We start from the raw sequence: 23,046 nt of genomic DNA, 5'->3' as shown, positions 1-23,046 counted from the left end.
CATTCCGACCCGGGGGTAGCCAGATGACCACAGCCGAGACGTCGACCGCCGTACGGACGGTGCGGGTGCCCTTCGCCGGGCTCCGCTCGGGCCGGTGGCCGATGCCCCACGGTCAGAGCAACGTCTTCGACTGGTTGCCGTACGAGGGCAGCGGCGCGGTGTTCGTCGGGTACGCGGACCTGCCCGCCGGGCGTACCGTCGACGACGTCCGCGCGGCGGTCGGCGTGCTGGTCTCCCGCCACGAGGGACTACGCACGGTGTACGAGGTGGGCCCGGGCGTGGAACGGGCCCAGGTGGTGACCCGCGACGGGCACGTCGACCTGCTGCTGCTCGAACTCGGGTCCGGGGCGTACGACCGGACCTGGATCAGCGATCCGCCCCGCCCGTTCGACCACGGCGCCGAGTTCCCCGTCCGGATGGCGGTGACCACGGACGCGGGGGTGCCCGTCCGGGCCGTCTTCGAGTTCTCCCACGCCGTCGCGGACCTGGTGACCGCCAACCTCGTGCTGGACGAACTCGTCGGGCTCGTCGCGTCCCCCGCCGACCGCACGGTGGGCCCCCCGGTCTGGCAGCCCGCCGACCAGGCCGAGTACGAGCGGACCCCGCAGGCGCGGCGTCGGATGGCGAGGACCCTCGCCTACTGGCGGCAGCAACTGCACACCATCCCGCCCTGCCTGCTCTCGGTGCCGGCCCGTCGGGAGGGGCCGCCGGAGTTCCGCCTCGCGACCCTGCGCTCCGGGCCGGTCGCCGAGGCGATCGACGCGGTTGCCAGGCGGACCAGGGTCACCCCGGCCAGCGTTCTCGTCACCACCACGGCGACCCTGCTGTCCTGGTGGACGGGCACCGAACTGGCCGCACTGGAGGCCCTCTACAGCAACCGCGCGCTGCCCCGGATGCAGAACTTCGTCGGCAGCATCGCGCAGAGTGCGCTGGTCCCGTTCAGCCCCGCCCCGTCGTTCCACGAGACCCTGCGCCGGACCCACCTGGCCATCTTCAACGCCTACCAGTACGCCTACTTCGACGCGACCGCCGTGGAGGAGTCGGTCCAGTCGATCGGCTCCCAGCGGGGCTGCCAGCGGCACCGGGACCTGGTGATCAACGACATGAGCAGCACCCGGGGCGGCGTCTTCGACGGGCGGGCGGGGGCACCGGTGCACGGCACCGAGGTGGAGAGCGGCCTGGACGCGACCACCACCGACCCGGTCCGGCTCACCATCCTGCACACCAGGCCCACCGTCGTGGTCGGTCTCACCCACGACGTCCGGCACGTGAGCACCGACGAGGCCGCGGCACTGCTGTGGTCGATGGAACGCATCCTGCTGACCGCCGCCGACCGGGACGTCGACCTCGCCCGGCTGGGCGATCTCGTCGACCTCGACCCGGTGGTACGCGGCCCGGAGTGGGTGGAGATCGACGCCGCCTGGATCGACGTCACCGCCAGCGAACAGGTGCTCCGGGCCGCGGCCGGCGACCCGACCGCCCGGATCATCCTGCGTGGCGGGCCGGGCGGCACCCGGTCGCTCGTCGGCTACGCCGCCCCGGCGGACCCGCGCGTCGGCCCCCGGGAACTGCACGCGGCGGTGATGGCCACGCTCGGCGGCCGGCACGGCGCGATGGCCCCCGAGTCGTACGTCCTGTGTGCCCGCCCGCCGCACCCGCCCCGGGACGAGGCCGGGTGGCGGGCCCAGCCGATCCGCGCGGCGGGCACCGGCCGCTGACCGTACCGCCGCGACCGGGCCCGCCGCCCGCGCCCGTCCGGGTCGACGGCACCCTGTCGCCGCGACCGGGCCGTCCCGGTCCGGCCGGCGGGCCGGGGAACCGCGCTCAGCGCAGGTGGAACCGGCTGTCGGTGGCGAGGACCGCGAGTCGCTCCGGCGTGAACGGCAGGGCGGCGAGCTCCGGCTGCCCGTCGCCGAGCCGTCGGGACTGCGCCACGAAGACCACCGTGCCGTCCGGATGCCGGTACGCCGCCCACTGGTCGAACCGGTCGTCGGCGGCGGCGGCGCGGACCACCACACCGATCCGCGTGGTGCCGACGGTCACCACCTCGCACGCGCCCGCCGTGACCCAGAACTGCCGGGCCAGCGGGCACGGTTCGGTCGGCAGCCGGTTGCCGGCGCTGTGCACCTCGACGAGCAACCGGCCCGTCCGCTGGCCCTGGCGGACGGAGGCCGAGGACGTGTAGCTCCACACCTCGACGCCGTCCACCCTGTCGTCGAACTGTGCCTGGTGATCGCGCGACGGCGGCTGGCCGGCGGGTGGGTTCGCCGGGTCCGACGGCACGGTGTAGCCGGCCGGGACCACCGCGACGAGGTCGTCGAGCAGCCGGGCCGCCCGGTCGTACCGGGTGCCGGCCCGTGCCGTCCGGTCCTCCTGGGGCTGGCCGTCCGGGCCGGTCGGCCACACCGGCTTGGTGTCGTGCACCGACGGCGGCGGGACGGTGCCGACCCCCGGCGCCGCCGGGGTGAACCCCCCGGAGCCGGCCGCGCCGACCGCCCCGACCCCGGTCACCGCGAGCAGCGCCGCCGTGACGCCGGCCCCGGCCCAGACGGCACGACGGCGTACCCGGGCCCGGCGGCCGGTCCGCAGTGCGGTGTCCACGCTCAACGACGGTGGCCGGGCGGTGGCGGCCATCTCGGCCCGTAGTGCCTCACGCAGTTCTTCGCCGTTCATGGTTGTCCCTTCCGGGTGCCGCTGAGGGTGGGGGACAGGAGGCCACGCAACGTCTCCAGGCCGCGCGCCGACTGGCTCTTCACCGTAGTCAAGGGCCGATAGGTGCCAAGATCCTTCTTGAAATAGCCCGTCCGGGCGTACCGTTGTGAGGTGCCGTTCAACCCACCTGGCGACCGGCGTTGCAGGCCAGCATTCCGACGGTCGCGCGAAGCGCCTCGACCTCTTGGGAATGATCGCGGCGCGATGGCACCTCATGGAGAAGCGATGAGACCCAGATTGATTAGCCGAAACGACATCGCCTGACGGCTCACACCGAACTGGCTGGCCAGCACATCGGCCAGTTCATCTTCGCTGCCTATCGCGCTGTCACGGACCACCGTCTCGAACGACACCCTCACCCAACGCGCGGGCATGAGCAGCGCCGCCGCGAACGTGTTGGCCTCAATCTCCTCGTGGTCGGTGGCCATCGACGAGAGACCGTCGCGGAAGTTCACTCGGGCTCGGCCGTCGAGGTAAACAGCACCGTCATGCAGCAGGAAATGGCCGATCTCATGAGCGATCGTGAATCGCTGCCGCGTGGGAGCGTTGGCCGCGTTGACCAAGATCACTGTCTTGTCGGGTTCGCGCAGCAGGACCCCGGATACTCCATCGTCGCGGAACGGTTCCCGGACGACGGTGATTCCCTCGGCGTCGGCAAGCTCCATGATCGGTGAAGGCCCCTGCGTCACCCCGTGCCGGGCCAGGAGTCGTTGAGCTGCCTGCTCAGCCTTCGTCGCCACGGTCGTGTCCGCCACCTCGCGCTAGTCCTCGACGAACCCAGTCAATCACATCGGCGGGTGACTGTAGATCATCGAGGCGATCCAGTGCTGGCGACGTGGCTGCCGGGGGCGGCAGCAGCTCCCGCGGATCGGTGCCGAGCGCGTCGGCGATGTCGAGCAATTGGTGGTACAGCACCCGCTGGCGCCCCTTCTCGATGTTGGCCAGCGTCGGCCGGCCCACTCCAGCCCGGTCGGCAACCTCACGCTGAGTAAGCCCGGCGGCGCGCCGAATGCGCGACAACGTGTCGCCAAGCTCGCGGTACGCCGGCTCGACTGGGTTATCGGCTTTCGCCTGACCGGTGCCATCTTTGTGATCCACCCGAACATCCTAATTGCTCTTGCGATCCACGCCAACTCTCGTGTTAGCGTCTTGGTCGATCGAGGGGACCGTCACACGGAGGTAACATGGCGGAGCAGAAAGTGACGCACGACGACCTTGCCGCGTTCGCACAGCGGGCGGTGAACCTGCCAAAGGCAGTGGCTGACAGCCGACGCCAGCAGGTCAACACTCTGCGCGACAAGCTGACCAGCCACATCGCCGAGAATCCCGGCTTCTCGCTGGTCAAGATGCTGCACGCCGGATCGGTGGCCAAGGGCACCGCGCTGCGCACGGTCAACGACTTCGACGTTGCGGTGTACGTACGCAACGACGAGGCCCCCGAGCAGGAGGGGGAGCTGCTCGAGTGGATCGCCGAGCGACTGCGGGCGGCCTACGGCGCGCTGATCGACCCGTCGCAGATCGAGGTGAGCACGCACTGCGTCAACATCCACTTCAAGTCCAGCGGCATCGACATCGACGTGGTACCGGTGCTGTACGAGGGCGACCCCGGCGATCGCGGATACCTGCTCGCGAAGAGCACCGGCGACCGGTTGCTGACCAGCGTGCGGCTACACCTTGACTTCGTTGCCGACCGCAAGCGGACCTGCCCGCAGGACTGGGTGCAGGTGGTGCGGTTCGTCAAGTGGTGGATCGGCGAGCAGAAGCAGCGCGACGGACAGTTCCGGTTCAAGTCGTTCATGGCCGAGCTGCTGTGCGCGCACCTGCTCGACACTGGCGCCGTCACGTTCACCGACTACCCGGCAGCGCTCGAAGGGTTTTTTGACTACATCGTGCGCACCGGCCTGGCCGAGCGGATCGCGTTCGCCGACTACTATCGCGCTACGGAACTGCCGAGCGTCCGGACCGACGCGATCGAGATCTTCGACCCGGTCAACCCGGCCAACAACGCGGCCCGGCTCTACGACGAGATCGACCGCAAGCGCATCGTGGACGCCGCCGAGGAGTCCCTGGACGCCATCACCGAGGCCCGGTACGCCACCACGAAGGCGCAGGCCGTCGCGTGCTGGCAGGTCGTCCTCGGCAGCCGGTTCCGGGGGCAGGCGTGACCGTCTCCTACAGCTACTCCGCCAGCAACACCTTCAGCTTGTCCTCAGCCCGCTACGTCGCCTCCAAGGTCGCCACCGACCTGCGCCAGATGCAGCGCTACTACGGCCGTCCCAGCGACTCGGAGATCACCGCCTACGCGGAGGAGATCGCCGTCCTCGCGTACGGCGGGTACGTCGAAAAGGTCATCTACGGTTTCAAGCGCTCCGGAAGCTGGATCCTCACGATGGAGTACACCGCGGTGAGCGGAACCCTAACCGCCGACGAGCGCGCCGGCGGGGTGTACCGGCATGCGGACGTCTCCGGTGCCGCTTTCCACAGCTACCTCACCCGCGCGCAAGCGTGGTGGAACCTGGGCGAGACGGGCCGCGACGCGGTCAACGCCTCGCTGCCGTTCACCCGCACCGCCGGAACCTCACCCGGCTACATCGGCGGACACTTCACCCTCGACCGCACCTACTCCGCCTCTGGGACGGGGTTCACTAGGAGCAGCTACCGACCGCTATGACGACTATCAGCGAAGACCTGTTCGAGGAAGACCTCGACCTGCCCGACCCCGACGCGCAGAAGCGGTACGTCAATCTCGTGGGTCTGGACGAGATCAAGACCCGGCTGGCGAAGGAAGCCGAGCTGATCTTGCAGCCGCAGCTGCTACAGCAGTGGAGCGTGCGCCATCACGGCGCGGTGCTTCCCGCGATCGACCGGGTGACGGCCCGCCCGCCGCTGATCATCTTCGCTGGTGACGTCGGCACCGGAAAGACCACCCTGGCCGAGACCTTCGCCGACGCGATCGCCCGGCGCCACCGGATCGGCGTGCGGGTTAAGCGGCTGAGTTTGCGAACCCGCGGCAGCGGCGCCGTCGGCGAGATGACCCGCCTGATCGGCACCGCCTTCGACGTTCTAATCGACCAGGCCCGCGCCGCCGGCGGCCGCCGGCCCGTGGTGCTAATCATCGACGAGGCCGACGCGCTCGCCCAGTCACGCGAGGCCGCGCAGATGCACCACGAGGACCGTGCCGGCGTCAACGCCCTGATTCGCGGCATCAGCCAGGTCGCCACCGAACGTCTGCCCGTGCTGGTCATCATGTGCACCAATCGCGCCGACGCGCTCGACCCGGCCATCCGGCGTCGCGCCGCCGCCGAGTTCGACTTCGCGCGGCCCAACGACGAACAGCGCGCCGCCGTGCTGACCGCCGTCTTCGACGGCGTCGGGCTCACCGAGCGGGAGATCACCGATCTGGTCGCGCTGACCGGGCCGAACGGACGCGGATATGGTTACACCTACTCCGACTTGGTCGACCGCGTCCTCGCCTCCGCCTGTCTGGCCGCCTACCCGGACCGTCCCCTCACTGCTGAGCTGATCGCGCAGCAGATCGAGGCGCACCCGCCCACCCGCCCGTTCACCGAGCGCCGGTGAGCCGATGGCGGGCACGGCGGAAACTCCTGCTCCCAGCGGAGCCCGGCTCACCGGCGACGACGTGCAGCACGCCGTCGCCTGGCACGCCGCGCTGCGTACCCTCGTCCCGCACGCCGACGTCAAGGCTGTCACCGTCGAAGCGTTCAAGGTCGGCAACGTCGACGACGTTGTCGTCGAGCGAACGGTCGCGCCGGCCGACTACATCCAGGTCAAGGCCGCCGTCAGCGCCGAGCGGCCAGCGACGATCGAATGGCTGACCAAACTCACACGCACCGGCGGATTGAGCATTCTGCAACGCTTCCACCAGACCGGTCGATTGCTGCGTGGTGCCGGACCACATCCGCAGTTGACGTTGGTGACCAACCGCTCGATCGACCCGCAGGACCCGGTTCTGACGCTGCGCGACCGTAACGACCGCCTCGCCGACCGGCTTCGTCACGCCACCGCCCGCGCCACGGTCGACGCGCGCACCGCACTCCTGCATCATCTTCGCTGCACCGACGAGGACCTGCACGAGCTGCTCTCTCATCTGCGGCTGCGCACCGACGCGTCCGAGGCCGCGTGGCGCGACCAGATCTGCGACATCAGCCACGCCGCCGGCGTGCGCGCCGACGGCACTGCCTTCCGGCTTGGAATCGCCGAGGTCCGCGAATGGGTGAAGATCGATCGCACGGCAAAGCACGCCGACGACATCGACGCCGTCATCGACCGGCTGGGTCTGCGCGCCCACGAACCCTTCACGATCGTCGCCATCAACGCCCTCGACGAGCACGTCATCGCACCCGACGCCCGCATTACCCTCAATTGGGTCGCCCGCTTCCGCGGCACCGAAGCCCGGGACCGGCGCGGGCTCATCGACCCGAGGCAGTGGGAAAATGCCCTGCGACCCGAGCTTGTCACGACCCAGCGCACGCTACGAAGCATCGGTGCACGACGGATCCTGCTCACCGGCACGATGCGGCTGCCCACCTGGTTCACGGCTGCGGCGATGCTCTCGGAGACTGCCGGATTCACTCCGGCGAAAATCAAGGACGGCGAAGTCTGGACTAAGCCAGCCACCGCCGTGAGACCCGCCCCCTTGCAGCTCTCTCAGCCAGTGGCGGATCTTCCCCCCGGCATTGACGTCGCGCTGGCCCTCGCGATCTCCGCCGACCTCACCGACGACGTGACCCGCTACCTCGCCGCGAACGGGCAGCACATGCCGATCGTCACCGTGCGGCTACCGGATGGGGTCACCAACACCAGCATCACGGGAAGCCGTCACGCCTACGCCGTCGCCCTCGCCATCCGCGACCTCGCCCGCAGTATGCGTCGCACGCTCAACCCACCGGTACTGCACCTGTTCATGGCCATGCCCGCAGCTCTCGCCGTCCTCCTCGGCGGCATGTGGGATCGAGTACCTACCACGAGAACCTACGAGGACCTCTGCGAGAACGGCTACGAGCCTGCTTTCTTGATCCCGAACTAGCCTAGAGACAGTGCTGTTCGCACCACTGGGCAACCGGACGGCGGCAAATGGCAAGCTGTCGGCCGCCAAGCCGATCCGGGAGGATGCCCTGATCGCCGGCCTAACTGGATGGACGAGGACCACGCGTACCGGGCAATGGACCTGCCTATCGACACCGACAGCCGGGTGCAGGAAGTGGTCTACTTCGCCGTAGCGGCCCCGCTCGACCTCGAGGTAGACCTGCGCTTCCTCGTCACCAGGCCGGAGTACGGCCGCTGCCATGATCACCGCCGTCCTCGGCGCTGGTGTTCTCGCAGGGTGGGCCGCCGCTGACAAGGCCTACGGCACAGCGCCGCCTTCGCCCTAACCTGCGCGGACACGAGCTTGGTTCACGCAGTCACGCTCGGTGTTCTGACGGAAATATGCAACGCGCGGGTGATCCCGGCACGGGCAGCGGCCTGCGCGGGCCTAGGCTGGGCGGTTGCACGACCATGGGCGAGCGGAGAGGGTGGAGCGGGTGCGGAAGTTGACGTTGCCGCAGTTGGAGCGGCATCTGTTCGCGGCGGCAGACATCCTGCGGGGCAAGATGGATGCCTCGGAGTTCAAGGAGTACATCTTCGGAATGCTGTTCCTGAAGCGCGCGTCGGACATGTTCGACGCCGAACGGGAACGGGTCGTGGCCCGCTACGCCGACCGTGGTCCGCAGGAGGCCGAGTACCGCGCCGAACAGCCGGAGTCGTACCGGGAGGCGTTTTTCGTCCCGGAGATCGCTCGCTGGGGCCATCTTCGCCGGCTTCACGACAACGTCGGCGACGGCATCAACAAAGCACTGGCCGCCTTAGAGGACGCCAACCCGGACTCGCTGGAGGGAGTCGTCCAGCACATCGACTTCAACCGCCAGGTCGGCAACTCACGCATCCCAGACAAGAAGCTGCGGGACCTGATCGCACACTTCGGCCGCCACCGGCTGCGCACCGAGGACTTCGAGTTCCCGGACCTCTTGGGCGCCGCGTACGAGTATCTGATCAAGGAGTTCGCGGACTCGGCCGGAAAAAAGGGCGGCGAGTTCTACACCCCCCGGGCGGTGGTCCGGATGATGGTCCGGCTGGTCAAGCCGGCCGAAGGCATGAGCGTGTACGACCCGTGCTCGGGCTCCGGCGGCATGCTGATCCACGCCAAGGAGTACGTCGAGGAGCACGGCGGTAACCCGCGCAACCTGCTGCTGGCCGGGCAGGAAAATTCCGGCAGCGTCTGGTCGATCTCGAAAATGAATCTGCTGCTGCACGGCATCCCGGACGCGAAGATCGAGAACGACGACACCCTGGCCAACCCGCGCCACGCTCACGGCGGCCAGATCGATCTGTTCGACCGGGTGCTGTCCAACCCGCCGTTCTCGCTGAACTACTCCAGCGACGGCATGCGCTACAGCAACCGCTTCCGCTGGGGCTGGGCACCGGAGGGCGGAAAAAAAGCCGATCTGATGTTCGTTCAGCACATGGTTTCCGTGCTCAAGGCCAACGGCGTCGCGGCCACCGTCATGCCGCATGGCGTGCTCTTCCGTGGGGGCGCCGAGCGCGATATCCGCACCAACCTGCTGAACGACGATGTCATCGAGGCCGTTATAGGCCTTGCTCCGAACCTGTTCTACGGCACTGGCATCCCCGCCTGCGTGTTGGTGCTGCGCGCGCCCGGATCCAAGCCGCCAGGACGGGCCGGTCGAGTGCTTTTCATCAACGCCGACCACGAGTACGCCGCCGGACGCGCCCAGAACTACCTGGTGCCCGAGCACATCGAAAAAATTGCGTACGCGTACGAGGCGTTCACCGACATCCCCGGTTACGCGCGCGTCGTGACCCGCGAGGAACTGCGCAAGAACGACGACAATCTCAATATCCGCCGGTACGCCGACAACGCCCCGCCGCCGGAACCGCACGACGTGCGTGCCCACCTGCACGGCGGCGTACCGAAGGCCGAGATCGCCAACAAGGCCGACCTTCTGGCCGCGCACGGCTTCACCACCGACGCTGTGTTCATAGACCGGGACGACACCTATTTCGACTTCCATCCGGGCGTCGACCGTCCGGCGCTCGCCACGCGGGTCACCGAGCATGCTGGGGTATGCGACCGCGAGATCGCGCTGGCCGCCGCCCAACGCGAGTGGTGGGGCGAGCATCGCAAGCTGATCATCGAACTGCCAGCCACAAAACGATTGATGGCGGCCCGCGCCGAGTTGATCGACTCGTTCACCACAGCGCTACTGCCGGTCGGGCTGCTCGACCGGTTCCAGATCGCCGGAGTGATCGTGCGTTGGTGGGACGCCAACCAATACGACCTGCGCACCCTGGCTACACACGGCTTCGGTGGAGTGGTGGACGGCTGGGTTACCACCATCGGCACGGCACTGGAGGATGAGCGGTCAACGACCAATCCTCTGGAGCACCGAATGGTGCCGAAACTTGTGCCCGATTACCTGGAGGAGCTAGCCGCGGTCGAGGCACAGCGTGCTGAGCTGGACGCCCGGCTCAAGGCAGCGACGACGCCTGTCGGCGAGGACGACGAGACAGTGGATGACGATGCCGAAGAGGCGGTCAGCCCGGCGGAGCTCAAGCGCCTCAAGGCAGACCTGACGAAAATACGCAAGCGTCAGCGCGAGCTGAAAGCGGAGTTCGTCGCCACGCTGGACCGGGCGCGAGCGGCGCTGACTGGCCCACGCGAACAGGGTCTGGTGACGGGCATCTGGCACGAGGACCTGGTGGCCCACCTGGACGGCTACGTGGCCGCGCATCGCCGCCAAGTGGTGGCTGCGCTGGAGAACTGGTGGGACAAGTACGCTGTCTCGCTAGCCGACATCGAGTTCCAACGCGATGCCGCTACCGCTCAGCTCGCCACTTACCTCAAGGAATTGAGCTATGCGTGACGCGAATGACGGATGGCAGCTCTGCACGCTCGGCGAAGTGCTCCAGCTCCGAACGGAGAGAGGCGTTGCGGGGGACCCTCTTCTTTCCGTGCTTGCCGGTCGCGGCGTTGTGCCGCAGCACGAGAGTGGCCGGCGAGACATCTCGAGCGCCGACAAGACAGCATATCGCCGCGTCCATAGCGGAGACATCGTTTACAACACTATGCGGATGTGGCAGGGAGTGTCGGCTAGATCCAACCTCTCGGGAATTGTTAGTCCCGCATATACCGTGTGTCGGCCAGCCAAAGGGGTAGACACGCGATTCGTCGCTCATCTATTGCGACTCCCGCGCCTCATTACTGAGTTCAAGAATCGATCACAGGGCCTTGTCAGCGATACCTGGAATTTGAAGTACTCATCGTTCAAGAATATCTCAATCCTCATGCCACCTGAACGTGAGCAGCAGAGGGTCGCGGATATCTTAGACTCGGTAGACGATTCGATCGACGCTACCGAACGCCTGCTCGCCAAGCTCACTACTACCACTCAAGGCGCGCTATTCAGCATGCTAGAGCAGGCAGCCAACAGTCAGCCCCCCGCGTTGATGCGCACGCTCGGCTCAATTGGCCGCATCCGTTCGGGCTCGACGCCATCCCGTGCGCTCTATCCCCGCTATTATCTCAACCCTAGCCTGCCTTGGGTTAAGACCTTGGATCTCAATGAGGATATTGTTACGTCAACGGATGAGTGGGTCACGGATGCTGCCGTAGCGGACTACTCCTGCCCAGTACTAAGTCCGGGGACAGTCCTTATTGCGATGTATGGAGGATGGGCGCAGATCGGTCGCACGGCGGTGCTTGGACGCACCGCAACGATCAATCAAGCCATCAGTGCGGTCGAAGTGCAAGATCCAAGCGTCGATCCTCTTTATGTTCAATTGGCACTCCAAATTCGGCGTCACCTTTGGAAGAGGATCGCAGCAAGCACCCGGAAGGATCCCAATATCACCCGGGCTGATGTGCTTGCTTTCGAGATACCTGTCCCGTCATTAGGCGAACAGCGAAAAATAGTATCGGCGAGTAAGTCTGCCAAGACTGGCATCAGAGCGGAGCAGATCAAGCTAGCAAAAATTCGACGCCTTAAGGATGGGCTAATGGAGGATCTTTTGACGGGGCGGGTGCGGGTTCCGACGGAGGGGGCGTAGCGGGTGGGATCGGAGTACGAGTGGGTGGAGCGGCCTCTGGTCGACCAGCTGACACGCATGGGTTGGCAGCACATCGAGTGCACCAAGGCCGACCCGCCAGGCGCGACCGGGCGCGAGAGCTTCCGCGAGACCATCCTGCTCGACAGGCTCCGAGCCACCCTGCGCCGGATCAACCTCGACGACGACGGCCGCGAGTGGCTTGACGACGGGCGGATCAGTCAGGCGGTCTCCCAGCTCACCCGGCCCCAGGCCACTTCGCTGCTAGAGATCAACGAAGAGCTGACCGAGAAGCTGTTGCGTGGGGTCACGGTTGAAGGTGTACCGGGCTGGGGCGGAGGTCGAGACCGTACTGTCCACTTCATCGACTGGGCGAGCGCCGACCCGCTGGAGCGCAACGACTTTTTGGTAGTCAACCAAATCCGAGTCGACCCGCCCGGCGGGCGTGCCCCGCTCTATCCGGACGTCGTACTGTTCGTTAGCGGCATCCCGCTGGTAGTGGTGGAGGCTAAGTCTCCGACCGTGCCGGGACCGGTCAACGCCGCAATAGAGCAGCTGCGCCGGTACGCCAACCAGCGTGGTTCGGTCGAGCCGGAGGGCAGTGAGCGGCTGTTTCACACCAACCAGTTCGTCGTCGCCACATCCTTCGACGAGGCCAGAGTCGGCACCTTCACTTCCTTGGCTGAGCACTACGCGGAGTGGAAGACCACGGCCCCCGTACCCGAAGAAGCCGTCCAGGTCGACCTCGGCGTGACGCGGTTGTCGCCGCAACAGCGCTTGGTCGCGGGCATGCTGCATCCGGCTCGGCTGCTGGACCTGGTGCGGCACTTTACGTTGTTTATGCAGCCGGAGGATCACAAGATCAAGGTTGTCGCGCGGTACCAGCAGTACCGCGCCGTCCGGACGACGATTGAGCGGCTGCTGACCGGCCCGACCCGGGCGCAGGATGGCGAGCACGATAGGCGCGGCGGGATCATCTGGCATACCCAGGGTTCGGGCAAAAGCCTGACAATGGTGTTTCTGGTCCGGGCCATGCGATCGCACCCGGAATTGGTCGGGTTCAAGGTCGTGGTGGTGACCGACCGCAAGGACCTGCAGAAGCAACTCGCCGAGACGGCGGAGCTAACCGGTGAGACGGTCCGTACGGCGACCAAGGTGGCCAAGGCCAAGGAACTGCTGACCATTCCTGGCAAGGCGCTGATCTTCGTGATGGTTCAGAAGTACCGTAACCCGCAGGCCAAGAAGACCGACGACGCTGCCCTGAAGAACATTGGTGAGCTGGACAAGTCCGCCGAGGTGCTGGTGTTGGTCGACGAGGCGCACCGGTCGCACTCGAACGCGCTGCATGCGGCGTTGCAAAAGGCACTGCCCAACGCGGCCAGGGTTGGGTTCACCGGTACGCCGATCATCATGGGTGCAAAGAAGAAGACCCATACGATCTTCGGTGAGTACCTGGACCGGTACGACATCCGCCAGTCGGAGGCCGACGGGGCGACCGTGCCGATCCTGTATGAGGGCCGCACCACCCGCGGCGGTATCAACGACGCTGACGACATCGACGAGTTCATCGACCTGTACGGGCTCACCCAGGAGCAGACCGAGGAGCTGAAGAAGCGGTACGCCACCAAGCGGCACGTCGCCGAGGCCGAGCAGCTAATCGCCGCGAAGGCGGCAAATATGCTGCGCCACTATGTCGAAGTGGTGCTGCCGAACGGCTTCAAGGCGCAGGTGGTGGCCACCAGCCGACTCGCCACCGTCCGCTACCGGACCGCGTTCCTGGCTGCCCGGGACGCCCTGATCGCTGAGCTGGATGCGCTCGATCCGGCGTGGAAGACCGCAGACGCGCTGGAGCGGGTCGATCGGCTGACGGCCAAGCGGTCCCTGCTGGTGCGGGCGTGGCCTTATCGGGACGTCGTCGCGCAGCTCGACTTCGTACCGGTGGTCTCCAGCCGGCAGAATGACAAGTCGCCCATCTTGGAGTGGACCAGCGGGTACGAGCAGGTAGTCGACGACTTCAAGAAGAAGAAGCTGCCCATGCCGGGCGTGCCCGCCGACCAGACCAGCCCGGTGGCGATGCTAATCGTCAACGCCATGCTGCTGACCGGCTTCGACGCACCTCGCGAGCAGGTGCTCTACCTGGATAAGGCGATTCGAGAGGCGGACCTGCTACAGGCCATCGCACGGGTCAACCGCACCACCTCGGGCAAGAGCGTCGGCTACATCGTGGACTACTACGGCGTCGCGCACCACCTGGCGCAGGCGCTGGAAGCGTATGCAGACGACGACATCGACGGCGCGCTGACCAGCCTCAACGACGAGGTACCGAGGCTGGCCGCCGCTCACGCCGCGGTGCGTCAGCTCTTCGCGGGCATCAGCGATTTCAGCACTGTGGCGGCGCAGGACACCTGCGTGGAGGCGCTGGCCGAGGAGCGGCTGCGGGCCAGGTTCGAGGCAGCACTCAAGGCGTTCAACCGCAGCATGGAGATCGTTTTGCCGTCGGATAAGGCCCTGCCGTATGTGGCCGATGCGAAGGCGTTCGGCACGATCGCGCTGCTGGCCCGCCGCCGCTACCGCGACCACACGCTGTTCGACGTTCGGGTCTACGGCGAGAAGGTCCGAGCGCTGATCGACGCGCACGTCCAATCGCTGGGCATTACCCAGAAGATCCCACCGATCTCCATCACCTCGGCCGACTACGCCGAGAAGGTCAGCGGACTGACCAGCCCGCGAGCCAAGGCATCAGAGATGGAGCATGCCATCCGGCACCACATCAGCGAGCGCATGGACACCGACCCAGCTCACTACCAGCGGCTGTCCGAGCACCTGGAGCAGATCATCAGTCAGCTGCGGGACCAGTGGGAGCAGCTGGCACTGGCGCTGGCCAACTTCCTACCGGTAGTGACCTCGGGGCGAACCGAGGACAGCAACGGACTCGACCCGGGTATCGAGGCACCGTTCCACGACCTCATCGCCCAAGAACTAGCCGACTACGGCCGACCGGTCACCGCCGAGATCGCCGGACCGCTACGGCAGGCCACTATCGACGTCGTACACCTCATCCGCGACGACATACGTCTGGTCGGGTTCTGGGACAACCCGCACAAGCGCGAACAGCTCCGCCGGGCGATCATCGCGCGACTGGACGACAGCCGGCTGGAGGACGGCAGCGACCTGTTCAAGTACGCCATGCTGCGACCGCTCGCCGACCGGCTGCTCGAGCTAGCCAAGCACAACCACCACCGGCTGGCGTCGTCGGCATGAGCGTGACCGAAGCGCTACCCGACACAATGCTCATCGGTGATCTGCACTTCGCGGTCCGCGAGTCGCCGCGCCGTGCCACCGTCGGCATCACCGTCGACCGGGACGGGTCGCTATACCTACAGGCACCTACCGGATGCCCACCTGATGCGTTGGCCGCATGGGCGTATTCCAAACGGATGTGGGTCTACCGCAAGCTGGCCGAGAAGGACCTCCTGCTATCCGCCCGGCCAGCAAAGGAGTTTGTCAGCGGGGAGGGGTTCGCCTACCTGGGCCGCAGCCACCGCCTGCTCCTCGCAGACACCGATGAGGTACGGATGGAGCGCGGTCGGCTGCTTCTTCCCCGAAAGGCGGCGGCCGGCCCAGACCCGAGCGGATATCTGGTCCGCTGGTATCGCGCTCGGGGCCGGCAGTGGTTGCCGGGTCGGATCCGTCCGTGGACCGACCGGATGGGGCTGTTTCCGACCGGGCTGGACGTGCGGGACCTCGGCTATCGGTGGGGATCCCTGAGCGCCAATGGTCGGCTCAACATCCACTGGGCAACCTTGCAGCTACCGCCGTCGCTGATCGACTACGTGCTAGTGCACGAACTCGCGCACGTAGCGCACCCGCAGCACACACCCGCGTTCTGGGCGATGGTGGAACGGGCTATGCCCGACTACGAACGCCGCAAGTCCGATCTGCTCGGCGCCGGTGCCCGACTATGGATGGGTTGACGTTCGATGAGCATTACTAGGCGAGAGCCACTGCCATCTGCAGCTATGGTCGTCGCACGGGAACTGTTTCATCCTCGCCTGAATTCGGGCCGTCTGCCCCGCCACTCTCGAGACCAAGGCACGCTCACGGTACGCAATCTGAGCACTTTGTGCTTGCACTACGTCACGGTGTAACTTCAGATCGCCCGTGCCTTGAGCAAGTGCTGATAGGGGTCTATATGCGTGAGGTTGTGCGTCGGTCGGTACGGGCAATCCTGTGGGACGAACGCGATCAGCTCGTGTTGATCAAGAGAACGAAGCCCGGCCAAACCCCTTACTGGACTGCGCCCGGTGGCGGCCTTGAGCCGACGGACGCATCCCTCGATGCAGCCCTGCGACGTGAGCTGCGGGAGGAGTTGGGCGCGGAGGCAGAGCGGCTTAGCCAGGTGTTCTTGTTCAGCTCGCCGTCGGGCGAGGGAGTGTCCGTACAGCACTTCGTTTCCTGTCGGCTCACCCGGGTAGACGAGAGCGCCCGTACGGGTGCGGAGTTCACTGATCCGGGCCGTGGTGGCTATGCCCTGGACCGCGTGGCTGTCGACCGCCTTTCTGAGGTGGACCTGAAGCCTGAGGCCCTGAAAGAGTTCATCCTCGCGAACGCCGATGCCTTGCTATCGGAGTTCAGCTAAGGCAGGCCAGATCCCTGCCGGTGCGAGCGTGAAGCGGCGCGCGGCTTGGAACACGTCCACAGGACGACTCAGGCCAGCGGTGATCGCCGCGACGGCACCGATGAGCACTCGGTGCGAGACGATCAAGGCAGTGTGTCCTTCGACCGGGTGTCCGAGGATTGCCGAAGCGGCCATTGCCCGTTCGCAAAGTGCTGCAAGGCTCTCGCCTCCGGTCAGGGCCGAGTCTGGGTCGCGGAGCCGGCTCGTGCGCCAGGTCTGGTACTCGGCTGGGTAGTCGTCCGGTCCTTTGCCGAGGACGCAGTCGGGGGCGCGCCACTCGGCGTACAGCGGGTTGGGGGCGGCGAGCGGCACGCCGAGCAGCGCAGCCAGGATCTCCGCGCTGGTGGCGGCGCGCGGATGCGGGCTGGTCAACACGATTGCAGGCCGGACACCGCGGTCACGAAGTGCGTGGGCGGTGGCGGCGATCTGGGCCGCGCCGCGCGCGGTGAGAGGCGTCTCCGGGCGGGCGTGGGCGTGGGGACGGGTGATTCCGTCGAGGCTGGTTCCGTGACGGATCCAGAGGGTCGTCATGACAGGTGCCAGCCGCCGTCGACGTTGATCGCTTGGCCGGTGATGAATCCCGCTTCCGGGGTGGCCAGGAAGGCGATGGCGGTGGCGACGTCGGAGGGTTGGCCGCGCCGTTTGATGCACTGTCGGTCGAGCTGACGTCGGACCATGGCCTCGTGATCGGGTACGACGCTGTGCTCTGCGGGGACCTCTATCGAGCCGGGCCGCACGGTATTGACGGTGATGTTGTGGGGGCCGAGCTCGCGGGCGAGAGCGCGGACGAGTCCTTCCAGGCCGCTTTTCGCCGCGATGTAGCCGGCGAGGTCGATGCGTCCGAGTTGGGTCATGACTGAGGAGACGGCGACGATGCGGCCGTAGTTGTTGCTGATGAAGGCCGGTGTGGCGGCGCGGATGACGGTGGCGTGCGTGACGAGGTTGAGTTCGAGCTGGTCGCGAAGGACGTTGAGGTCCGTCCGGCTCCACGGGATGCGGGGGTACGCGCCGGCGTTGCTGATTAGGACGGCGAGTTGGGTGGCGTGTTGCTCGATGGCGGCGCGAAGTGCGGTCTGGGTGTCAGCGGCGGTCAGGTCCCCGGTGACGGTGTGGGTCTGTGCGCCGTGGCGGCGGACGGCCTCGACGACCGCGTCGAGGTTGGTGTCGTCGTATCGGTGGGTCAGAACGAGGTCGAAGGCGACTGACAGACGGGCGGCGATGGCCGCTCCGATGCCTGTGCCTGCTCCGGTGATGACGGCGATGGGGCGGCTCATGAGGGCGGCTCCGCTGGCGTCTGGGTGGTGAGTCTGAGGATCTGCTCCAAGTCGGCGTCGGGTGCGTAGAGGTCGGCGAGTAGGCCCAGCGACAGAGCGGCGTCGCGGGGTTCCAGGAGCTGTAGTGGGTAGACGGCGAGGATTCGCATGGCGAGGTATGGGCGTATCCAGGTGAGTAGGTCGGTGGCGGCGGAGCGTGCGAGCGGCCGGGCGAGCGTCGTGAGGTATCGGGTGATGGCCTGCTGCCGGGCCGGCGATGGTTGGTGCTGGTAGTCGATGCCGACGGCCCGGTGGGAGAGTCTTCTGAGCCGTACGGTGGGTTCGACAGCTTCGGCGAGTGCCTTCCTGTGGTCGGCGTAGGCGTCGGTGTTGTAGTGCGGGACGAGCCAGGCGCCGTGCAGTCTCTGGTACCAGAGGAAGCAGGCGATCTCGCCGGGGAGGGCGTTGAGGCCTGCGGTGTCGTAGTCGAACCAGACGGGCTGGTTGGCGGTGTCGAGGCCGACGTTGAAGTCGGTGGGGTCGCCCTGGGTCATCGCGGCCCAGACCTGCTCGTCCGGGTCGAAGGCGTCGCGTAGCTCGCTGACGAGGGCAGGAAGGTCGAGCCGTCGGGGCCGTCCGTTGACTATGAGGGTGGTCTCCCGCAGGTCGGAGGGCCGGAGACCGTCGGCCTCGGTCAGTTTGAGCACGATCGGGTTGTGGCCGTAGTAGTGGTCCAGCCTGCCGCCGGGCTGGGCCCGGTCGCGGTAGAGCTTGCTGCTGGCGCGTGAGGCGGGGACTCGGCAGATGGTCGCGTCGATGGTTCGGCGGTAGTGCTGGAGGATCGCGTCGAGCCCGCGGTCGAGGTTGGCCGCGCTGCCGGGGCCGGTGGCCGTGAGAGCGTCGAGGAGCAGGCCGGTGTCCGGAAGATCGGGTTGGTGGCGGTCGTAGAGGGTGAGGGTCCAGTGCCCGACGCGGTGTTGGGAATGCAGCCTCGGTAGCCGGTAGTGGTGGCGGATTCTGTGGTACCCGGCGACTTCGGCCGCAGCCTCCACGGGGTTCGGGTTCACCTTGGCGAAGAGGCGGTGTGCGCCGATGTCGAGGTGGAAGGTGCGGTTCATGGTGAAGCGGCGGTAGCGGCCGAAGCGGATCATCGAATCCACCAGCCCGCGCACTGCCCCGCGAAGTTGGCTATGACCTTGGCGGGGATGGCGCGAAGGTCGCTCGCGGTGGACCAGAGCGTGTCGTCGTAGCGGTCCCGCACGGGACACGCGTCGGCGACCGACATCAGGTGCGAGAACGGGGTGGCCACCGCGTGGTGGCCTGCTGATCCGGTGATCCACTTGGCGTAGCCGTGCCGTCCGTAGAGGCCGACCACATTCGGCTGGGTGCCGTCCGCTCGGATGGTGAGTGCGGCGAGATGGGTCAGGCCGGTGTCGTTGCCGATGACCAGCTCGGCAGCGGCGAACAGGTCAATGCACTCGACCGCCGTTGGTTCGTGAATCACCTCAATCTGCCCTACGGATGCCGGAGGCTGGTGGCCCGGTGGTGTCACCAGGCTGAAGCGCCAGGTACCCGGGTGGCGGGCCGACAGGTGTTCGGCGAGGGCGCCGAAGTTGTCGATGCCGTAGTCCTTGCGGTCGGGGCGACTCGTCGTGGCCACGAAGACCACGTGGAGTGGTTCCGGGGCTGCGACGGCCGCCCGGAACCTGGGGCATGGGTCATCGGAAGCGGGGAGCCTGATGCCGAGGGTTTGCTCGATGTCGAGGTAGTAGCGCATAGGCAGGGCCGCATGGACCTCGACAACGTCGGCGTCGATGAGGTCGAGCAGCGTTGGAGGCGATTCCGGTACCGCGTCGAATTCCAAAGCGTTGTCGCTGCCGAGCGTGCCCAGTTGGTGCCCGTCGCCGCCCGCGACCGTGACTGGAAGGGTGCACCGGGCGATCAGGTCCGCCCGGCTGCCGACGTACTCCAGCGTTCCGAACTGATCGTGTGTGGCGTCGTGAAGCGCCTGTGCCATGGCGAGGCCGAGCAGCAGGTCACCGAGTCCGCGAGAGCCGAAGTCGACGCGCCACCCGGTCTCACGAACCGCGTCGAGGCGTGCCCGCCGGGGTGGGGTCTGTCCGTTGGCCCGGCGATACGGCAGGAGCCGGCCGAGCGGTGCCTGTTCGCGTCGGACGAGGTACCGTCCGCCGCGGTGGCGCACCGGTTCCTCGATGAGGGTCACAGCGTTGTCAGTACGCACAGCGGGACCCCATTGCGTTCGAGTAGCTGTCGGCCCTCGCCAGCGGTGTCTTCGACGAGGCAGAGCGCGCCGGTGATGTCGGCGCCGGCCGCGCGAAACGCCTTGACGAGATTGGCCAGAGTGAGTCCGGTGGTGATCTCGTCGTCCACGATGAGGACGCGCAGTCCTTCGAAGTCGCCGTAGGCGAAGACCTCGAGACGCCGGGCATGCGGCTCGTGGAACACGAGCTTCCCGGGTAGGTCGAGGTTGACCTTCCAGGCAAGCCGATACTGGCTACCGCTGGCCCAGGCCACCGCGATTGTCGGCACGATGCCGCCGGCGTCCAGGCCCAGGAGAAGATCGTGCGGCCGATACGCCGGGTGCTCGCTCCATCGCTTCCACAAGCTGCGTCCCGTCGCCAGGACCTGTTCAGCGGCGACGTCGGTGCGGATGCCATCGAGGCCGTGGACGACGCGGATCGGACGAGCGGTATCTCCTACCCCGAGCCGTGTCACCCGATCGGCGTGCAGAACCTCGTCAAAGGCGGTGGTCATCGAAGATCGGATCCTTCCGTCTGGGGCGTGTTGGACGCGACCGAGCAGCCGAGCGCGTCGTGGTAGGCGAGGATCTTGGCGGCGGCTCCGCGGACCCGGTGGGAGAGGGATTCGTCCTGTCGCCACCGGTCGTCACTGACCTCGGTCACCGCCGGGAGGTCGATGGCGGTGTCCGGATGGCTGGTGGTGAAGGCGAGACGGACCTCCTCGCTGGCGTCGAGGTTCACCCCGTCGGCGCGCAGGATGATCTTCATGATCAGCACGACGTGCTTGTAGACAGCGCGGACATCGGGCTCGGGTTTCGCGGCGAGTCGCCGCAGCACCATCGCCACGAGCGGCAGCTCGCTGCGTGAGGCGCGGTCGTCGGCTGGTGCGTCGAAGGCGTTGAGGACGAGATCGCTTCGGCGGTAGAGCAGTCCGCAGCCATCGCGGGCTATCTGCCGCACCGCGTGCAGTACTCGGGGTGGGACCAACCCGGCGAGCATCTCCCGGGTGGTGAACGACGACAGTGCGATCTTCTCCCCCGCCGGTCCGCTCTGGGGGACACGCCTGGTCTGAAGCCAGTGCAGCGGCAGCGTGTCGCGTACGACAAGGAGGTCGATGTCGCTCCACCCGGACTGCCAGCCCTGATGGGCGAGGCTCCCCGTGGCGGCGACGAGCGCGGTCTCAGAATCGGTCAGTCTGGCGACGCACTCCGCGAGTACCGCTTGTAGCGCCTCCGGGATGGCCGTGTTCGCACGCGGTGGAACCCTGACCTCGGACCTGCGGTGAACAACTTCCGTAACCGCCCTCTTCAGCGCGGCGAGGCTGTGGCCGTTATCGATGACCGTATCGGCGATCGACGCGATGCGGTCTCCACCCCGGCTTCGCTTGATCGCGTCGCGGGCGGAGAGCGACTCCATGGTCTCGGTGGCGCGCTGCGCGCGAAGCCTGTCCGGGAGGCGGAGGAACACGATCTCGCAGCGCTCGCCCCAGATCCTGCGGAGGTGTGCTGTGGCCTCGAAGCGGTGCGCGCTCTCCAGGCTGATCCGGTGCGAGCCCGGGTTCAGCGCGGCGAACCGAAGGATCTCTTCTGTGAGCATCTGCGCCTGGGTCAGCTCGTCCCATTCGCGATACGGATCGGCCACCCCGAGCCGATCGGCGGCGAGCTGCATGAGGTAGCCGATCTTCAGCCGGGTGGCTGTGTGCTCCGTGCGCAGCAACTCGCCGACCGTGCTCTTGCCGCTCTCGGACATACCAGCGAGCACCCACAGGTGCTGGATCCGGTCTGGCGGCAGCGGAACGACGGGCACGTCGAGCTGCGTCAGGGCCTCACGGATTTCACGCTGCACGTCGAGGAGTGGGCGGTGCCCGCGCACCACGATGGCCTGGTACTCCCCGTCATCGACTTGGAGATCGATCGCCTCGGCCAGTCGCTGCTGGTACTCGACGTAGCGCTCGGTGGTCGGCACAGGCTCGCGTGCCACGGCGTGGTGCGCCTCGGCTACCGGCTGGTCGCTGTGGCGCAGCAGTAGGTGCAGCTCACGGCGTGGCGCGGGGGCGTAGTGGCGTGCTCTGGCCTCAACGTGGGCGAGCGCCTCGGCGGTGGATGTGCCGTTCTTGACCGCTGCTGTCGCCGCGCAGGTCGCCACAAGCATCGGCCAACCGCGGTCCTCCAACGCCAAGGAGCCGCCGCCGGCACACCGTGCGGCGTGGGAGCGGAAAACGAGGTCGATGTGTTCGTCGGTGGTGCTGTCGACGAACCACCACTGACTGAAGTCTCGTCGCGACACCTCGGCCCATCGCCGGTCCCACCGATCGACTGTCCCGGTGAACTCGACATCTGGCATCGCCGACGCCAACCAGCGGGCGTTCGTGGTCTTGCCGACGTTGTCGGCGCCGTTGAGGGTGACGGCGGTCCTCATCGCGGCTCCCGATAGCTCTTGAGCGTGCGCCAGTGAGGAATGCGGCGGCGACCTTCATGAATGTCGAGCACAAGGGTGTCGAAAGCTTCGGTGAGTTCGGTGTACTGCTGGAGCGCCACCGAAGGATCGACTTCGCTCGAGCCCAACTGGGCGGTCTCCGAGAATCGCCTCCACCGAACCCACGCGATGGCCAAGCGGTCGACCACGGAGCCGATCGTCTCGGTGTGCAACGGTGCCCCGCCCGGAGGCCGAATCACCTGCTCAACCCAAGAGTCGATCTCCCCGATGAGAGCCACGCGAGTGGCGTTGAGACGGTCGATCGATCTCTTGGCAGCAGCCACCACGTGGTCGTCAGCGGCCGGATCGCGGGAAATCGTCTCCGCTGCCCATTGTTCGCCGTGGTGCGAGGCGAGCCGGGACGCCGCGTGAAGGGGCACCGTCCAAACCTCTGGCAGAACCCGCGGACGGCCGCCAAACGTACTGATGATCAGGTCTGAGCTGGGCAGCGGTGTACCAGACTGCTGGTTAGGGATGAGTGGTGGGTCACCGACGGAACGGAGGGGCATTGGGTGGGCCTCCTTTGATCCTTCGCAGGTCTTGC

The 23,046-nt window shown here is 67.1% G+C and carries 21 protein-coding genes; 11 read left to right on the top strand and 10 right to left on the bottom strand.

Features of this window, described 5'->3' with window-relative positions:
* Positions 1-23: 23 nt before the first annotated feature.
* Positions 24-1,718, top strand: coding sequence for a condensation domain-containing protein (locus ACN265_RS26195; protein WP_421410248.1), 1,695 nt, complete (start codon positions 24-26; stop codon positions 1,716-1,718).
* Between the two features lie 106 nt (positions 1,719-1,824).
* Here the strand turns inward: ACN265_RS26195 and ACN265_RS26190 are convergent, their stop codons facing one another.
* The 3 genes from ACN265_RS26190 to ACN265_RS26180 form a co-directional block, all read right to left on the bottom strand.
* Entirely contained in the window at positions 1,825-2,673 is an 849-nt protein-coding gene (locus ACN265_RS26190; protein WP_421410245.1) for a hypothetical protein, read from the bottom strand.
* 251 nt (positions 2,674-2,924) lie between these two features.
* Positions 2,925-3,467 carry an ImmA/IrrE family metallo-endopeptidase gene (locus tag ACN265_RS26185; protein ID WP_421410243.1) on the bottom strand — a complete coding sequence of 181 codons (543 nt, stop codon included), beginning with the start codon at positions 3,465-3,467 and terminating at the stop codon, positions 2,925-2,927.
* Entirely contained in the window at positions 3,436-3,810 is a 375-nt protein-coding gene (locus ACN265_RS26180) for a helix-turn-helix domain-containing protein (protein WP_421410240.1), read from the bottom strand. The genes ACN265_RS26185 and ACN265_RS26180 overlap by 32 nt, the downstream gene beginning before the upstream one ends.
* Positions 3,811-3,896: 86 nt before the next feature.
* Here ACN265_RS26180 and ACN265_RS26175 point away from each other — a divergent pair, with 86 nt between their 5' ends.
* The 10 genes from ACN265_RS26175 (at position 3,897) to ACN265_RS26130 (ending at position 16,474) form a co-directional block, all read left to right on the top strand.
* Positions 3,897-4,877 carry a CBASS oligonucleotide cyclase gene (locus ACN265_RS26175; RefSeq protein WP_421410237.1) on the top strand — a complete coding sequence of 327 codons (981 nt, stop codon included), beginning with the start codon at positions 3,897-3,899 and terminating at the stop codon, positions 4,875-4,877.
* Entirely contained in the window at positions 4,874-5,383 is a 510-nt protein-coding gene (locus ACN265_RS26170; RefSeq protein ID WP_421410236.1) for a hypothetical protein, read from the top strand. The genes ACN265_RS26175 and ACN265_RS26170 overlap by 4 nt, the downstream gene beginning before the upstream one ends.
* A complete protein-coding gene (locus ACN265_RS26165) occupies positions 5,380-6,291 on the top strand; it encodes an AAA family ATPase (RefSeq protein WP_421410234.1) in 912 nt (303 codons plus the stop codon). The genes ACN265_RS26170 and ACN265_RS26165 overlap by 4 nt, the downstream gene beginning before the upstream one ends.
* Before the next feature lie 4 nt (positions 6,292-6,295).
* Positions 6,296-7,759 (top strand): SAVED domain-containing protein, encoded by a 1,464-nt coding sequence (locus ACN265_RS26160; RefSeq protein ID WP_421410232.1) that lies wholly within the window; start codon positions 6,296-6,298, stop codon positions 7,757-7,759.
* A 108-nt stretch (positions 7,760-7,867) separates the two neighbouring features.
* Positions 7,868-8,071 (top strand): hypothetical protein, encoded by a 204-nt coding sequence (locus ACN265_RS26155; RefSeq protein ID WP_421410229.1) that lies wholly within the window; start codon positions 7,868-7,870, stop codon positions 8,069-8,071.
* A 184-nt stretch (positions 8,072-8,255) separates the two neighbouring features.
* On the top strand, positions 8,256-10,655 hold the full coding sequence (locus ACN265_RS26150) for an N-6 DNA methylase (RefSeq protein WP_421410228.1): 2,400 nt from the start codon (positions 8,256-8,258) through the stop codon (positions 10,653-10,655).
* On the top strand, positions 10,648-11,838 hold the full coding sequence (locus tag ACN265_RS26145) for a restriction endonuclease subunit S (RefSeq protein WP_421410227.1): 1,191 nt from the start codon (positions 10,648-10,650) through the stop codon (positions 11,836-11,838). Before ACN265_RS26150 ends, ACN265_RS26145 begins: the two co-directional genes overlap by 8 nt.
* Before the next feature lie 3 nt (positions 11,839-11,841).
* Positions 11,842-15,096 carry a type I restriction endonuclease subunit R gene (locus ACN265_RS26140; protein ID WP_421410224.1) on the top strand — a complete coding sequence of 1,085 codons (3,255 nt, stop codon included), beginning with the start codon at positions 11,842-11,844 and terminating at the stop codon, positions 15,094-15,096.
* On the top strand, positions 15,093-15,809 hold the full coding sequence (locus tag ACN265_RS26135; protein ID WP_421410222.1) for a M48 family metallopeptidase: 717 nt from the start codon (positions 15,093-15,095) through the stop codon (positions 15,807-15,809). The genes ACN265_RS26140 and ACN265_RS26135 overlap by 4 nt, the downstream gene beginning before the upstream one ends.
* A gap of 218 nt (positions 15,810-16,027) precedes the next feature.
* Entirely contained in the window at positions 16,028-16,474 is a 447-nt protein-coding gene (locus tag ACN265_RS26130; RefSeq protein ID WP_421410221.1) for an NUDIX domain-containing protein, read from the top strand.
* On the opposite strand, the gene ACN265_RS26125 is transcribed toward ACN265_RS26130, so the two are convergent.
* From ACN265_RS26125 to ACN265_RS26095, 7 genes are read right to left on the bottom strand one after another with little or no spacing between them, the layout of a single operon-like run.
* Positions 16,457-17,044, bottom strand: a complete 588-nt coding sequence (locus tag ACN265_RS26125; RefSeq protein WP_421410219.1) for a histidine phosphatase family protein — start codon at positions 17,042-17,044, stop codon at positions 16,457-16,459. The genes ACN265_RS26130 and ACN265_RS26125 overlap by 18 nt on opposite strands.
* A complete protein-coding gene (locus ACN265_RS26120) occupies positions 17,041-17,787 on the bottom strand; it encodes an SDR family NAD(P)-dependent oxidoreductase (RefSeq protein WP_421410217.1) in 747 nt (248 codons plus the stop codon). Before ACN265_RS26120 ends, ACN265_RS26125 begins: the two co-directional genes overlap by 4 nt.
* Positions 17,784-18,917: a hypothetical protein gene (locus ACN265_RS26115; protein ID WP_421410215.1), complete on the bottom strand. Its 1,134-nt coding sequence runs from the start codon at positions 18,915-18,917 to the stop codon at positions 17,784-17,786. The genes ACN265_RS26120 and ACN265_RS26115 overlap by 4 nt, the downstream gene beginning before the upstream one ends.
* Positions 18,914-19,990 (bottom strand): glycosyltransferase family 9 protein, encoded by a 1,077-nt coding sequence (locus tag ACN265_RS26110; RefSeq protein WP_421410214.1) that lies wholly within the window; start codon positions 19,988-19,990, stop codon positions 18,914-18,916. Before ACN265_RS26110 ends, ACN265_RS26115 begins: the two co-directional genes overlap by 4 nt.
* Entirely contained in the window at positions 19,987-20,541 is a 555-nt protein-coding gene (locus ACN265_RS26105) for a phosphoribosyltransferase (protein ID WP_421410212.1), read from the bottom strand. The genes ACN265_RS26110 and ACN265_RS26105 overlap by 4 nt, the downstream gene beginning before the upstream one ends.
* Positions 20,538-22,445, bottom strand: a complete 1,908-nt coding sequence (locus ACN265_RS26100; protein ID WP_421410211.1) for a hypothetical protein — start codon at positions 22,443-22,445, stop codon at positions 20,538-20,540. The genes ACN265_RS26105 and ACN265_RS26100 overlap by 4 nt, the downstream gene beginning before the upstream one ends.
* On the bottom strand, positions 22,442-22,882 hold the full coding sequence (locus ACN265_RS26095; protein WP_421410209.1) for a DUF4254 domain-containing protein: 441 nt from the start codon (positions 22,880-22,882) through the stop codon (positions 22,442-22,444). Before ACN265_RS26095 ends, ACN265_RS26100 begins: the two co-directional genes overlap by 4 nt.
* Positions 22,883-23,046 lie beyond the last annotated feature (164 nt).

It is taken from the genome of Micromonospora sp. WMMD730, assembly GCF_049178955.1.
Lineage (GTDB): Bacteria > Actinomycetota > Actinomycetes > Mycobacteriales > Micromonosporaceae > Micromonospora > Micromonospora wenchangensis.
The sequence above is the reverse complement of the archived record's forward strand: the minus strand, read 5'-3'. Positions and strand labels throughout refer to the sequence as shown.